This window comes from Stenotrophomonas sp. CASM101, from assembly GCF_049384845.1.
Taxonomy (GTDB): domain Bacteria; phylum Pseudomonadota; class Gammaproteobacteria; order Xanthomonadales; family Xanthomonadaceae; genus Stenotrophomonas; species Stenotrophomonas hibiscicola.
The window spans coordinates 46,628-60,197 of sequence record NZ_JBMRFR010000008.1; the positions used below are offsets into that span (position 1 = coordinate 46,628).

Genomic DNA, 13,570 nt, shown 5'->3' on the forward strand with positions numbered 1-13,570 from the left:
CACCCAGCCAAGGAAGCACCATGCCATTGCGCGCCATCGCCTACATCAGCCGGGCGCTGCCGGAGCTCTCCAGCCAACGCCTGCAGGCGCTGGTCGAAGACGCTGCGCGTTTCAACAAGATGGCGGGGGTGACCGGAGTGCTGCTGCACGATGGCAATCGTTTCCTGCAGTACATCGAGGGGCCGCCGGATGGCATCGACTCGGTGTATGAGCGCATTCTCCAGGCCGGCAGTCACATCGACATCATCGAGCTGGCGCGAGGCCGCCTCGGCCAGCGCCAGTTTCCCTACTGGTCGATGCGGGCGTTGCCGGTGGAGGCAGCGCTGCTGCGCCAGTTGTCATCCAGCGACTGGGCCGGTTTCAGCCGGGCGCTGGAGGGGGATCGCGCGGCGCCGACACCGGTCGACCTGCTGGACACGGTGGTGCAGCCGGCGCTGCATGCCGGCTGACATTCAACCTCACGCCCGGCCGCAGTAGGCAGCGTGCAGGGCCTGCAGCACACCCAGCGCAGGCCCTTCGACCACCCGATAGTGGATCGCCTGTGCCTCGCGCCGGGTTGCCACGATCTTCATCGCGCGCAGTACCGCCAGGTGCTGGGACAGCGCCGACGCGCTCAGCCCGGTAAGCGCCTGCAGCTCCGCTACTGCCGCCTCGCCTTCGACCAGGCGGCACAACACCCGCAGCCGGGCGGGGTGGGCCAGGCCTTTGAGCAGCGTGGCTGCCTCTGAAGCGTGTTCGGCCATGGCTGCGCCGTCGGGCAGGGACCGGACCATGTTGACTCCTTTGTTTAGGATAATCTAATTTAGAGTAGTCTAAATTAAGGAGCAATTCCATGTGCGGTGGCGAAGAGGGTGGGGCATGAACCTGCCCTGGGGTGCGGTCACCGGCGGCGCCTTGATCGGTGCCGCTGCGGTGCTGTTGCTGGCCAGCATCGGGCGCGTGGCGGGCATCAGCGGCATCGCCGCGGGCAGCCTGCGGGCAGCCGAAGGCGAGCGTGGCTGGCGCTGGGCATTCCTGGCCGGCCTGCTGGCATCGGCGGGGCTGGTGCTGTGGTGGCAGTCGGTGCCCGCGGCATCGCCACGCGCACTGCTGCGTGATGCATTGCCGGCCTGGCAGTTGGTCGGCGCCGGCCTGCTGGTCGGCTTCGGCACCCGCTTGGGCAGCGGCTGTACCAGTGGCCACGGCGTGTGTGGCCTGGCGCGCGGTTCGAAGCGATCGTCGCTGGCGGTGCTGTTATTCATGGCGTTCGCGATGCTGACGACGTTCCTGGTCCGGCACGGTGGAGCCCTGGCATGAGTCGTCCGAGGGCTGCTGCCGCTGTAGCGGGTGCGCTGTTCGGCGCAGGCCTGGCCCTTTCCGGCATGACCGATGCGCGTCGCGTGCTCGGCTTCCTTGATGTCACCGGGGATTTCGATCCCACCCTGCTATGGGTGCTGGGGTCGGCGCTGCTGGTCAGTGCGGCCGGCCAGCGCTGGGCGCTGCGGCGCGCGCGGCCGTGGTTCGCGATGCGCTTCCAGTTGCCCACCGCGCGCGATGTCGATACGCGTCTACTGCTGGGTGCCGCACTGTTCGGTATCGGCTGGGGATGGGCCGGCTACTGCCCGGGCCCGGCCATCGCGGGGCTGGCGGCGGCATCGCGCGAGGCGCTGTGGTTCGTGCCTGCCATGGTCCTGGGCTTCTGGGCGCACGATCGGTTCGCGCGCTGAGGCTTCACTCCGGTGTCACCTTGGATCGGATCAGATCATGCATCACGGGGAAAGGAGCGTAGTGCATGGCACGGATGAACTGGAAAGGAAAGGTGATGCTGGCCGTGGCGTTGGCGTCCGCGACCACGCCGGCACTGGCCTGCACGCGTGCGGTGTACCTGGGTGACAACGGCGATGTGATCACCGCGCGCTCGATGGACTGGAAGGTCGATGTGGCGACCAACCTCTACATACTGCCGCGCGGCATTGCGCGCACCGGCCAGGCCGGCCCGAAGTCGCTGGCGTGGACCGCGCGCTACGGCAGCGTGGTGGCCACCGGCTACGACGTGTCGACCACCGACGGCATGAACGAAAAGGGCCTGGTGGCCAACCTGCTGTGGCTGGTCGAATCGGAGTATCCGCAGAAGCGTGGCAACAAGCCGGGCCTGGCGATTTCGCTGTGGGCGCAGTATGTGCTGGACAATTTCGCTACCGTTGAAGAGGCGGTCACCGCGTTGAAGCGCGAGCCGTACTCGATCGTCACCGACAAGGTGCCCGGCGAAGACCGCCAGGCGACGCTGCACCTGTCGCTGTCCGATGCCAGCGGCGACAGCGCGATCGTCGAATACATCGGCGGTCGCCAGGTGATCCATCATGACCGGCGCTACCAGGTGATGACCAACTCGCCGATCTTCGAGCACCAGCTGGCGCTGAACAGCTATTGGCAGCAGATCGGTGGCACGGTGATGCTGCCCGGCACCAACCGTTCCGCCGACCGCTTCGCCCGCGCCTCGTTCTACATCAATGCCATTCCCAAGGCCGAAGACCCGGTGATGGCGTTGGCCAGCGTGTTCAGCGTGATCCGCAATGCATCGGTGCCGTATGGCATCACCACGCCAGGCGAGCCGAACATTTCTTCCACGCGCTGGCGCACCGTAGCCGACCACAAGCGGCGGTTGTACTTCTTCGAGTCGGCGTTGACCCCGAACACCTTCTGGGTTGATCTGAACAAGGTCGACTTCGGCGGCCAGGTCCTCAAGCTGGACCTCGGCAAGGACCAGCGCAATACCTTTGCCGGCGATGCGCTGGGCCAGTTCGTACCCAGCGCACCGTTCACCTTCCTCGGCGTCGACGGTTAGTTCGACGCCTGGCTGGAAGCCGGATAGACCGCCTGGATCGTGCAGCCGCCGTGGGTGTACTGCGGCAGCGGCGCCAGTGCATCGTTGCGCAGGTCACCCTTCTCGAATCCGGCGGTAAGGATGCGATCGCCCGGATTGCCACAGATCAGGCCGTTCTGCATCCCGGAGTGGAAGCTCAGCTGTGGCGCACGGTCGAGCTGGCGGCAGTGGCTGCCAAGCTCCACGCGATAGTAGCGGTGACCACCATTGCGATGCGGATTGGTCTCCACCAGCATGCCCTGCGGGTCGGACGACCACGCGCGCACGTTGCGCGTGGCAAAGCAGTACGACGGCGAACCACCGAAACTGCGGCGGATGTCCCTGCGCTCGCGGATGGTCAGGGCGGGCAGGGTGGCCATGCGCAGGCGGTCGCTGTCGCGGGCCACGTTGGCGTAGTCGCGATCCTGCACGGGGGTCACCGCGCTGATCGCGCAGGTGCGGCCATCGACCACCACACGCTCGCTGGGGCGACCGCAGGCCCAGCCAGCGGGCGCCTCAAGTTTCAGCGTGGTGGCACCGCGGACGCCGGGGCACTCCTCGCTGAAGTCGATCCGATAAGCCTGGCCCGAGGCGGCTCGCAGGGCGATTGAACGCGGTGACGCCTGCTCCACTTCCTGGACGCCGACCGCGTCCATGCAGTGCGGCGCCGGTGGGGTACGTTCCTGAGCGGAGGCCGGGGCGGTGAGCGCCAGGCCGAGGCTGGTGGCAAGCACCAGGGACAGCTGCTGATGGGTCATGACCTGCACTCCCTGCGTTGGATGACGGACCGACTATAGCAGCGGTTTGCACGGCCGTTGTTACACGCGCACACTGCCCGGATGGGCGCCATCTTCCATCTGCGGCACTACGGGCAGGCCACCGGCCTGGACCGCCATGACTACGCGCAGTGGGTTCTGCCGCTGCAGGGCGAGCTGCAGTTCGAGATGGAAGGGCGCGGCGGTCGGCTGGACCTGCTGCAGGGGGCATTTGTTGCTGCCGGCGAAGCGCATGACCAGATGGCGGACGGCCCCAATGGTTTCGTGATCGTTGATTGTCCTCCAGGCGTGCTTGATGACGGCACGCAGGAGCATCTGTGCCGGCAGCGCTGGCTGCATCTGCCGCTGGCGTTGCGCCGGTGCCTGGCCGACGTGCAGACAGGGCAGCCGATGCCGGCGCTGCTGCCGCAGCTGCTGCAGATGTTTGCACCGGCGGGCAGTGGCGCGCGCATGCAGGGCCTGTGTGCGGCGGTCCAGGCCGATCCCGGCCGGGCCTGGCCGGTTGCCCGGATGGCCGGATTTGTCGGTGTCAGCGAGAGCCGGTTGCACGCATTGTTCCAGCGCGAGTTCGGGCTGAGCCCGCAGGCCTGGCTCAGCGCGTGCCGGCTGCGCTGGGCCAAGCACCAGCTTCGCACCAGTACGGCGCCGATCAGCGATATCGCGCTGGCCGCAGGCTATTCCGAGCAGAGCGCACTGACTCGTGCGCTGCGCCGCGAGTGTGGCCAGACCCCGGCTGCGTGGCGCAGGAGCGCCGGCTGATCTATAGAGCCGAGCCCACGCTCGGCTGCCCTTATCTGCACAGCGGCCAATCGCAGCCGAGCAGTGGCTCGGCTCTACAGAGATGACAAGGCAATAGCCTGGGTCAAGAGCCCCTACCGGCCAGCGCTTACACTGCGCGGCCTGGTCTCTCTCCCCCGAAGAACCCGAATGCGCAACAACCCGATGGCCCTGGGCATCGCCAATGGCGTTGCCGCTGGCGCACTGTGGGGCGTGGTCTTTCTCGCACCTGCCGTGCTTCAGTCCTTCAATGCGCTGCAACTGTCCGCTGGTCGCTACCTGGTCTATGGCCTGATGGCAGTCGCCCTGCTGCTGCCGCGATGGAAGCGGCTGGCACCGCGGCTGGGCCGTGCCGAATGGATCGGCCTGCTGTGGCTGAGCCTGGCAGGCAACCTGGTCTATTTCCTGCTGCTGGCCGTGGCGGTGCAGTGGGCTGGTGGCGCTGCAGCCTCCTTGATTGTCGGCCTGATCCCGGTGGTGGTCACCCTCGTTGGCGTGCGCGAGCAGGGGGCGGTGCCGCTGAGGCAGCTGCTGCCGGCGCTGGGCCTGTGCGTGCTCGGCGTGGGACTGGTTGGCTGGGAAGCGCTGATGTCCGAGCATCTGGCCACCCCGTGGCGGCAGCGCCTGATCGGCCTGCTGTGCGCGTTCGGCGCGCTGTTCTCGTGGGCGCTGTACTCGATCGGCAACAGCCGCTGGCTGGCGCGCAGGCCGGACCTGTCCAGCCATGACTGGTCGCTGCTGACCGGCGTCACTACCGGCGGCCTGGCCCTGCTGCTGGTGCCGATGGCCTTCATCGGTCACACCGGCAGCCATTCGGCGGCGCAGTGGAGTGGGTTCTGGGCGATCAGCGCCGGTGTGGCAGTGGTGGCCTCGATCCTCGGCAACGCATTCTGGAACCGCGCCAGCCGCCTGCTGCCGCTGACCCTGACTGGCCAGATGATCGTGTTCGAAACGCTGTTCGCACTGCTGTATGCCTTCGCCTGGCAACAGCGTTGGCCGTCGCTGCTGGAAGCGCTGGCGATCGTGATGCTGATGGCCGGCGTGATGCTGTGCGCGCATGCCCATCGCACGCCGCGGGCGATCGCCGAACATGCCGGCTGAATCCGGTCGACACGCGTGCTGATGCGCGCTTGGTCTCAGTTGCAACCAAATGTACGCACGTTAGCCGATGATCGCGGCAGTGGTCTTTTGCGGTGCAACACTTGACAGCAGGCCCATGCGCAGTGTTTTCTGTGCGCCATGGTCCTTGATGCCGCCCACGCCAGCCTGATCGCCCCCGCCACTGCGGGCCGTTCGACTGCGCCGGTCGCCACCACCACCATTACCACCACCACCGTCACCACTGCCCTGGTGCGGCCCGTCGTCTTCGTGTAACTCCCGAGAACCACGGCCCCGCACCATCCAGGTGGCGGGGAAACTCGACACCTGCATGCGACGGGGCCTCCTGCCGAGGTCTGCATGTCTTCCCACACCCCCGCCCATCCCGTTCCCCCGGCCGATCTGGCTGCGCCGTCCACTGTCGTGCACAAGTTCGGCGGCACCTCGGTGGCCGATGCCGAACGCTATCGCCATGTTGCCGGCCTGCTGCTGGCCCGCCCCGAACCGCTGCAGGTCACTGTCGTCTCGGCGATGAAGGGCGTCACTGACGCGCTGATTGATCTGGCGCAGCTGGCGGCCAAGGGCGACGAAGGTTGGCGCGAGGCGTGGCATGCCCTGCGCGCGCGCCATCGCGGCGCCGCCGTGGCGCTGCTGGGCGAGCAGGTCGGCGAGACGGTCGAATGGATCGACGCCCGCTTCGATCAGCTGGCCGAAGTGCTGGCGGCGCTGGCGGTGATCGGCGAGCTGCCGCGCGAAGTGCTCGACCGTGTGCAGGGCCTGGGCGAAGTGTTTTCCGCACAGCTGCTCGGCAGCCACCTGCGTGCCCTGGGCGAAGACTGTGCGGTACTCGATGCACGCGACGTGCTGGTGGTCGGGCATGGCGAACTGGGTGTGGATGTCGACTGGGAGTCCAGCGCGGACCGCCTGGCCAAGTGGCGCCTGCGGCATCCGCAGATGCGCCTGGTCGCCACCGGTTTCGTTGCCCGTGACCGCCATGACCGCATCACCACGCTAGGCCGCAACGGCAGCGACTATTCCGGCGCGATCTTCGCCGCGTTGTTCAATGCCGATGAACTGCACATCTGGACCGACGTCGACGGCGTGCTGTCGGCCGACCCGCGGCTGGTGCCCGAGGCGGTGCAGCTGGAGTCACTGAGCTACGACGAGGCCTGCGAGCTGGCTTATTTCGGCGCCAAGGTGGTGCACCCGCAGACGATGTCGCCGGCCATCCGCCTCGGCCTGCCGATCTTCATCCGCAATACCTTTCAGCCGGCGCATCCGGGGACGCGCATCAGCGCCGAGCGCTCGCCGCGCGGGCCGGTGAAGGGCCTGACCCTGAGCCCCGGCTTGGCCCTGTTGAACCTGGAGGGCACCGGCCTGATCGGCGTGCCCGGTACCGCCGAGCGCGTGTTCGCGGCGCTGCGCCAGGCGCAGGTGTCGGTGGTGATGATCTCGCAGGGTTCGTCAGAGCATTCGATCTGCTGCGTGGTTCGCGCCGCCGAAGCGGCGCGTGGCCGTGAGGCACTGCTGCATGCGTTCGCGCATGAACTGTCGGTAGGGCAGGTGCAGCGCGTGCAGGTCAGCGAGGGCGTCAGCGTGCTGGCGGCAGTGGGCGACGGCATGGCCGGCCAGCCCGGTGTGGCGGCGCGCCTGTTCGAGGCGCTGGGACGCGCGCAGGTGAACATCCTGGCGATCGCGCAGGGCTCGTCGGAGCGCAATATTTCTGTGGCGGTGGACAGTGCCGATGCCACCCGCGCATTGCGGGCCGCACATGCGGGCTTCTGGCTGTCGCCGCAGACGTTCGCGGTCGGTGTGATCGGGCCGGGCAACGTCGGCGCGGCACTGCTGGACCAGCTGCTGGCGGCCCGCCCGCAGCTGCTGGCCAAGGCCAATGTGGATCTTCGCCTGCGCGCGCTGGCCTCGCGTTCGCGCATGCGGCTGGAAGTGGATGGCCTGCACGCCGATTGGCGGGAGGCATTGCAGGACGCGGGCGAGCCCAGCGACCTGGATCGCTTCACCGAACACCTGCTGGCCGCGCACCTGCCGCATGCGGTGGTGATCGACTGCAGTGGCAGCGCCGAGGTGGCCGAGCGCTACGAGGGCTGGCTGGCAGCCGGCATCCACGTGGTGACCCCGAACAAGCAAGCCGGTGCTGGCCCACTGCCGCGCTACCAGCGCATCCGCGCTGCTGCGGCGGCCAGTGGTGCGCGCTTCCGCTACGAAGCCACGGTGGGCGCGGGCCTGCCGGTGATCACCACGCTGCGTGATCTGGTCGATACGGGCGACGAGGTGCTGGCGATCGAAGGCATCTTCTCCGGCACGCTGGCCTGGCTGTTCAACCGCTTCGATGGCAGCCAGCCGTTCTCGCAGCTGGTCGCGCAGGCGCGGTCGATGGGCTACACCGAGCCGGACCCGCGTGACGATCTTTCGGGCGTGGACGTGGCGCGCAAGCTGGTGATCCTCGCCCGCGAGGCCGGCCACGCGCTCAGCCTGGAACAGGTACAGGTGGAAAGCCTGGTGCCGGCGCTGCTGCGCGACGGCAGCGTGGATGACTTCATGGCGCGGCTGGGCGAGTCCGATGCCAGCCTGTTGCAGCGGTTGCAGGACGCGCGGGCGCGTGGCGCGGTGCTGCGCTACGTGGCACAGCTGGGCGCTGACGGTGCCTCGGTGGGCCTGCAGGAACTGCCCGCCGACCACGCCTTCGCCAACCTTCGGTTGACCGACAACGTGGTGCAGTTCCGTACCCGTCGCTACTGCGACAACCCGTTGGTGGTGCAGGGTCCGGGTGCGGGTCCGGAGGTGACGGCAGCGGGTGTGTTCGCGGACCTGCTGCGGGTCGCCGCCGGTGAAGGAGCGCGGCTGTGATCGCACGTGCGTTCGCGCCTGCCTCGGTGGCCAACGTGGCAGTGGGCTTCGACATTCTCGGCCATGCCATTGCCGGTATCGGCGATACCGTGAGCGTGCGCCGCATCGACGAGCCGGCGGTGCGGATCGATGCGATCCGTGGCAGTGCTGTCGCGCTGCCACTGGACGCAGCCGGCAACACCGCCGGGGCTGCGCTGATGTCGCTGCGCGAAGGCCTGGGCCTGGATTTCGGTTTCGCAGTCGAGATCGACAAGGGCATCCCGTTCGGTTCCGGCATGGGCGGTTCGGCAGCGTCGAGTGTCGCGGCGCTGGTCGCCGCCAATGCGCTGCTGGATGCGCCGCTGACGCGCGAGGCGCTGTATCCATTTGCGCTGGATGGCGAGGCGGTGGCCAGTGGTGGCCGTCACGGTGACAACGTGGGGCCATTGCTGCTGGGCGGGCTTGCACTGTGCACGGCCGACCGCCTGCTGCCGATTCCGGTACCGGCTACCTGGCACAGCCTGCTGGTGCATCCGCACGCGGTCCTGGAAACACGCCGCGCACGCCAGGCGCTGCAGGGCAGCTATGCGCTGGGTGAATTCGTGGCACAGAGTGCGAACCTTGCGCTGGTACTCAGTGGCTGCCATCGCAGCGACGCCGCGCTGGTCCGCGCAGGCCTGCGTGATGTGCTGGTGGAGCCTCGCCGCGCCGGCCTGATTGCGGGCTTCGAGGCCGCACGCGATGCGGCGCTGTCTGCGCATGCGATGGGCGCGGGCATTTCGGGCGCTGGCCCCAGCGTGTTCGCCTGGTTCGAGGACGCCGACCAGGCCCGCGCCGCTGCCGCACCGGTGCAGGCGGCATTCGCCGCCGCCGGTTTCGACAGCGATGCCTGGGTGTCGCCGCTGGATGCACCGGGAGCCCGCTTGTGCTGAATCCTTCCCCTTTACTGGATACCGAACCCATGCAATTTGTTTCGACCCGGGGTCAGTCCCCGGCCGTTGGCCTCAGTGCGGCGATCGCTGCAGGATTGGCGCCCGATGGTGGGCTGTATGTTCCGCAGGTGCTGCCGGCGCCACGTGAGCTGCAGGCCGGCGCAACGCTGGCCGATACCGCCGCCGATCTGCTGGCACCGTTCTTCGCAGGTGATGCTCTGGAGGCAGCGCTGCCTTCGATCTGCCGCGAGGCGTTCGACTTCCCGGTGCCACTGCGTGCACTCAGCGGCGGTGACCATGTGCTGGAGCTGTTCCATGGGCCGACGGCGGCGTTCAAGGATATCGGTGCGCGCTTCCTGGCCGGTACGCTGTCGCGGCTGCAGGCCGGCAAGGACCGTGATCTGACCATCGTCGTCGCCACCTCCGGCGATACCGGCGCCGCCGTTGCCGCGGCCTTCCATCGCCAACCCGGCGTACGCGTGGTGGTGCTGTATCCGGATGGCCGCGTGTCACCGCGGCAGGCGCATCAGCTCGGTTGTTTCGGCGACAACATCCAGGCGCTGCGCGTGGCCGGCGCCTTCGACGATTGCCAGGCGATGGTCAAGCAGGCACTGGCTGACCGCGAACTGCAGGCGCAGGTGCCGCTGAGTTCGGCCAACAGCATCAGCCTCGGCCGCCTGCTGCCGCAGATGAGTTATTACGCGCATGCGGCGTTGTCCCATTACGCGACGCATCGTCGCCGGCTCAACCTGGTGGTGCCGACCGGCAACCTTGGCAATACGATGGCGGCCGTGCTGGCGCGCGCGCTGGGCGTGCCGATCGGGCAGATCGTGCTGGCCACCAATGCCAATGCGGTACTGCCGGCGTACTTCAACGGTGGCGACTACCAGCCGCAGGCCAGTGTGGCCACGGTTGCCAACGCAATGGATGTGGGGGCGCCAAGCAACTTCGAACGCCTGCGCTGGCTCTATCACGGTGATGATGCCGAGCTGCGCGCTGCCTTCCGCGCGTTCTCGGTGGATGACGTGACCATCCGCGCGACGATTGCGGCAGCGCATGCCAGCAGCGCCGAGCTGTTCTGCCCGCACACGGCCACGGCGGTGAAGGTGCTGCAGGGCCTGCGTGCGCGTGGTGCCAAGGGTGACTGGGCGGTGGTGGCTACCGCCCATCCGGCCAAGTTCGAGGCTGTGGTCGAACCGTTGATCGGCGAACCCGTGGCCGTGCCGCCGGCGCTCGATGCATTGCTGCAGCGGCCCGCGCACGCGGAACCGTTGGCTGCGGAGTATGCGGCGTTGCGTGAGGTGTTGGCTCCCATGTAGAGCCGAGCCATGCTCGGCTGCTGTTCGCGCACGGCGCGATGAGTCGAGCATGGCTCGACTCTACAATGCCCTTCGCGCAACACGGGTAGTGCCGGCCGCTGGCCGGCAACCCAGCCAACCGCGATGCGGTCAGATCAACCCTTCACCGGCCAGCGTGCGCAGTCCATCCTCATCGAGGATCTCCACCACGTTCAAATGGGGCAGGGCAATCAATCCCTGCTGGCGCAGCTTGGTGAAGGTGCGGCTGACCGTTTCCATGGTCAGGCCCAGGTGGTCGGCGATATCGCCACGCCCCATCGGCAGCGATACGCGCAGGCCGTCACCACCCAGCCTGGCCTCGCGCGCGGCCAGGCGTAGCAGGAAATCAGCCAGCTTCTCTGCCGGCTGCAGGCGTGCCAGCGCCAGTGCAGCGTCCTGCGCGGCATCCAGTTCCTGGCAGGCACGCTGCAGCAGCTTGCGCTCCAGGTGCGGGAAGCGGCTGCGCAGCGCCTTCATCTGCGGCAACGCGACGCGGCATACGCGGCTGTCGGCGATGGCTTCGATGTCGTAGCGGTGATGGTCGCTGCCACTCAGTCCGAGGTAGTCGCCGGGAAGCACGAAACCGTTGATCTGGCGGCGGCCGTCGGCCAGGGTGCGTACCAGTCGCAGTGCGCCAGCGGTCAATGTATAGACATGGTCGCGCTCTTCGCCGGTGCGGGCCAGGGTACTGCCCATGCCGACCTGCTGGGAAACGGTGACCTGTTCCAGTGCCTGCACTTCATCGGGCGACAGCGCCGAGCACACCGCAAGGTGGCGAACCGAGCAGTGCAGGCAGTCCAGCGTGTTGCAGGACGGCGAGGCGGGATCGTTGGTGGCGGGCGGAGCGCCGGAAGGCCGTGACATGTTGCGGGGGCGTATCGCGGGCGGGGAGGGCCTTATGATACTTCAAGCGGCCGTTCGACCCTGCCCGAGGCGGGGGCGCTAGAATGTCGCCCCCTCCCACGTCCCGTTCCAGCAGGAGTTCCGCCCGTGATCAAGCCCCGTACCCCGCCCGGCACCCTTGAACTGCTGCCGCGCGAGCAGATTGCATTCCAGCGCATGCTGGACGTGATCCGCCGCAACTACGAGCGCTTCGGGTTCCTGCCGGTGGAGACGCCGGTGTTCGAACTGTCCGACGTGCTGCTGACCAAGTCCGGCGGCGAGACCGAGCGCCAGGTGTACTTCGTGCAGTCCACCGGTGCGCTGGCCAATGCGGCCGAATCGGGCGACCGTTCGCTGCCGGAAATGGCGCTGCGCTTCGACCTGACCGTGCCGCTGGCACGCTACGTGGCCGAGCACGAACACGAACTCACCTTCCCGTTCCGTCGCTACCAGATGCAGCGGGTGTACCGCGGCGAGCGTGCCCAGCGCGGCCGTTTCCGTGAGTTCTACCAGTGCGACATCGACGTGATCGGCAAGGACAGCCTGAGCGTTCGCTATGATGCCGAAGTGCTGGCGGTCATCCACGCCGTGTTCTCGGAACTGCGCATCGGTGACTTCAACATCCAGCTGAACAACCGCAAGCTGATGCGCGGCTTCTTCGAAAGCCTGGGCGTGGCCGAAGGCGAGCGCCAACTGGCGGTGCTGCGTGAAGTGGACAAGCTGGACAAGCGCGGCGCCGATTACGTGCGCGAGACGCTGGTGGGCGAGGGCTTCAACATCCCGGGCGAGCAGGTCGAGAAGATCCTGGCATTCGTGGCCGTGCGTTCGCAGGGGCATGCCGATGCACTGGCGCAGCTGGCCACGCTTGAAGCCAACGCCGGTTCTTCGGAGATCCTGCGCACTGGCGTGGCCGAACTGCGCGAGGTGCTGCAGCTGGTGCAGGCGCTGGGCGTGCCGGAAACCGCATACTGCCTGAACTTCTCCATTGCGCGCGGCCTGGACTACTACACCGGCACCGTCTACGAGACCACGCTGACCGACCACCCGCAGATCGGCTCGATCTGCTCGGGCGGCCGCTACGAGGACCTGGCCAGCCACTACAGCAAGTCGAAGCTGCCGGGCGTGGGCATTTCCATCGGCCTGTCGCGCCTGTTCTGGCAGCTGCGCGAGGCTGGCCTGATCGATGGCATCGAGGCCAGCAGCGTGCAGGCGCTGGTGGCGCTGATGGACGAGCAGGGCATGCCGCAGTCGCTGGACATCGCGCGTCGCCTGCGCGCCGGTGGCATCAACACCGAAGTGCAGATGGAGCCGAAGAAGATCGGCAAGCAGTTCCAGTACGCCGCCAAGGCGGGCATCCGCTTCGTGGTGCTGGCCGGTGAAGACGAGCTGGCGCGCGGCGTGGTGGCGGTGAAGGACCTGGTGCGCGAGCAGCAGTTCGAAGTCTCCCGCGACGAGCTGGCCAGCACCCTGCAGGTCGAGCTGGAGCAGTCGAAGGTGATGTAACGGGCGGTTGGCCGCGCGCCACCACGCCACGAAAACGCCCGCCACCCGGTGGGCGTTTTTTTTTGCCATTGCCTGGGATCAGGGCGGTTTTCCTCCAGAAACGGATCCACCCCCGCCAACCCTCAGCAACCTGGCATTTGACCTTGCTTCGCATGCAGCTGGCGCAGGGGCAGCGCCGCCCAGCCTCCCCCAGATTTGACGCGCTGCGCAAGAATGCGCTAATGTACTAACGCGCTATTACATTGATGCATGGAAACAGCCCCGTGAAAGCCCGCCCCGAGATTGCCGCCAAAGACCCCAAGGCCGACCTGGAAGCCCTGGCCCGGGCCTTTGCCGCCCTGCGCGAGCCGGAACAGGTCGAGGCCTTCCTGCGCGATCTGTGCACCCCCGCTGAGCTGGAAGCCATGGCCGACCGCTGGAAGGTGGTGCCGCTGCTGCAGCAGGGCGTGCCGTACCGCGAGATCCACGAGCGCACCGGCGTCAGCGTGACCACCACCGGACGGGTGGCGCGCACGCTCGAGCATGGCCATCGAGGCTATGCCGCCGCCATCGACCGCCTTGCTTCGCGCTGATCCGCGC

Annotated in this window: 15 protein-coding genes; 11 read left to right on the forward strand and 4 right to left on the reverse strand. The window is 67.8% G+C overall.

Annotated elements, in window-relative coordinates; genetic code table 11:
• Positions 1–20 precede the first annotated feature (20 nt).
• Positions 21–449 carry a BLUF domain-containing protein gene (locus VG543_RS12965; protein ID WP_019661399.1) on the forward strand — a complete coding sequence of 143 codons (429 nt, stop codon included), beginning with the start codon at positions 21–23 and terminating at the stop codon, positions 447–449.
• Positions 450–458: 9 nt separating this feature from the next.
• Here the strand turns inward: VG543_RS12965 and VG543_RS12970 are convergent, their stop codons facing one another.
• Complete coding sequence (locus VG543_RS12970) at positions 459–773, reverse strand: ArsR/SmtB family transcription factor (protein WP_019661400.1); 315 nt, start codon at positions 771–773, stop codon at positions 459–461.
• Positions 774–858: 85 nt separating this feature from the next.
• Here VG543_RS12970 and VG543_RS12975 point away from each other — a divergent pair, with 85 nt between their 5' ends.
• The 3 genes from VG543_RS12975 (at position 859) to VG543_RS12985 (ending at position 2,824) form a co-directional block, all read left to right on the forward strand.
• Complete coding sequence (locus VG543_RS12975; protein WP_058982685.1) at positions 859–1,296, forward strand: YeeE/YedE family protein; 438 nt, start codon at positions 859–861, stop codon at positions 1,294–1,296.
• Positions 1,293–1,706 carry a DUF6691 family protein gene (locus tag VG543_RS12980; RefSeq protein WP_134731443.1) on the forward strand — a complete coding sequence of 138 codons (414 nt, stop codon included), beginning with the start codon at positions 1,293–1,295 and terminating at the stop codon, positions 1,704–1,706. Before VG543_RS12975 ends, VG543_RS12980 begins: the two co-directional genes overlap by 4 nt.
• A gap of 65 nt (positions 1,707–1,771) precedes the next feature.
• The gene (locus tag VG543_RS12985; RefSeq protein ID WP_134735658.1) at positions 1,772–2,824 is read left to right on the forward strand and encodes a linear amide C-N hydrolase; all 1,053 of its coding nucleotides are present in this window, start codon (positions 1,772–1,774) and stop codon (positions 2,822–2,824) included.
• Here VG543_RS12985 and VG543_RS12990 read toward each other — a convergent pair.
• Entirely contained in the window at positions 2,821–3,600 is a 780-nt protein-coding gene (locus tag VG543_RS12990) for a DUF6491 family protein (RefSeq protein WP_021202844.1), read from the reverse strand. The genes VG543_RS12985 and VG543_RS12990 overlap by 4 nt on opposite strands.
• An 81-nt stretch (positions 3,601–3,681) precedes the next feature.
• Here VG543_RS12990 and VG543_RS12995 point away from each other — a divergent pair, with 81 nt between their 5' ends.
• Together VG543_RS12995 and VG543_RS13000 are read left to right on the forward strand one after the other, a co-directional pair.
• Positions 3,682–4,377, forward strand: a complete 696-nt coding sequence (locus VG543_RS12995) for an AraC family transcriptional regulator (RefSeq protein WP_312545780.1) — start codon at positions 3,682–3,684, stop codon at positions 4,375–4,377.
• Between the two features lie 168 nt (positions 4,378–4,545).
• Positions 4,546–5,496 (forward strand): DMT family transporter, encoded by a 951-nt coding sequence (locus VG543_RS13000; protein ID WP_423178493.1) that lies wholly within the window; start codon positions 4,546–4,548, stop codon positions 5,494–5,496.
• Between the two features lie 60 nt (positions 5,497–5,556).
• Here the strand turns inward: VG543_RS13000 and VG543_RS13005 are convergent, their stop codons facing one another.
• Positions 5,557–5,826 (reverse strand): hypothetical protein, encoded by a 270-nt coding sequence (locus VG543_RS13005; RefSeq protein ID WP_423178494.1) that lies wholly within the window; start codon positions 5,824–5,826, stop codon positions 5,557–5,559.
• Positions 5,827–5,853: 27 nt separating this feature from the next.
• Here VG543_RS13005 and thrA point away from each other — a divergent pair, with 27 nt between their 5' ends.
• The 3 genes from thrA to thrC are packed head-to-tail and all read left to right on the forward strand — an operon-like array spanning position 5,854 to position 10,588.
• The gene (thrA, locus tag VG543_RS13010; RefSeq protein ID WP_423178495.1) at positions 5,854–8,358 is read left to right on the forward strand and encodes a bifunctional aspartate kinase/homoserine dehydrogenase I; all 2,505 of its coding nucleotides are present in this window, start codon (positions 5,854–5,856) and stop codon (positions 8,356–8,358) included.
• Complete coding sequence (locus VG543_RS13015; protein ID WP_019661408.1) at positions 8,355–9,269, forward strand: homoserine kinase; 915 nt, start codon at positions 8,355–8,357, stop codon at positions 9,267–9,269. The genes thrA and VG543_RS13015 overlap by 4 nt, the downstream gene beginning before the upstream one ends.
• Positions 9,270–9,298: 29 nt before the next feature.
• Positions 9,299–10,588 carry a threonine synthase gene (thrC, locus tag VG543_RS13020; RefSeq protein WP_423178496.1) on the forward strand — a complete coding sequence of 430 codons (1,290 nt, stop codon included), beginning with the start codon at positions 9,299–9,301 and terminating at the stop codon, positions 10,586–10,588.
• Positions 10,589–10,717: 129 nt separating this feature from the next.
• On the opposite strand, the gene VG543_RS13025 is transcribed toward thrC, so the two are convergent.
• A complete protein-coding gene (locus tag VG543_RS13025) occupies positions 10,718–11,470 on the reverse strand; it encodes a Crp/Fnr family transcriptional regulator (RefSeq protein WP_019661410.1) in 753 nt (250 codons plus the stop codon).
• Between the two features lie 126 nt (positions 11,471–11,596).
• Between VG543_RS13025 and hisS the strand changes: the two genes are divergently transcribed.
• Entirely contained in the window at positions 11,597–12,991 is a 1,395-nt protein-coding gene (gene hisS / locus VG543_RS13030) for a histidine--tRNA ligase (RefSeq protein WP_019661411.1), read from the forward strand.
• Positions 12,992–13,254: 263 nt separating this feature from the next.
• Positions 13,255–13,563 carry a YerC/YecD family TrpR-related protein gene (locus VG543_RS13035; RefSeq protein WP_005416326.1) on the forward strand — a complete coding sequence of 103 codons (309 nt, stop codon included), beginning with the start codon at positions 13,255–13,257 and terminating at the stop codon, positions 13,561–13,563.
• Positions 13,564–13,570: the final 7 nt, after the last annotated feature.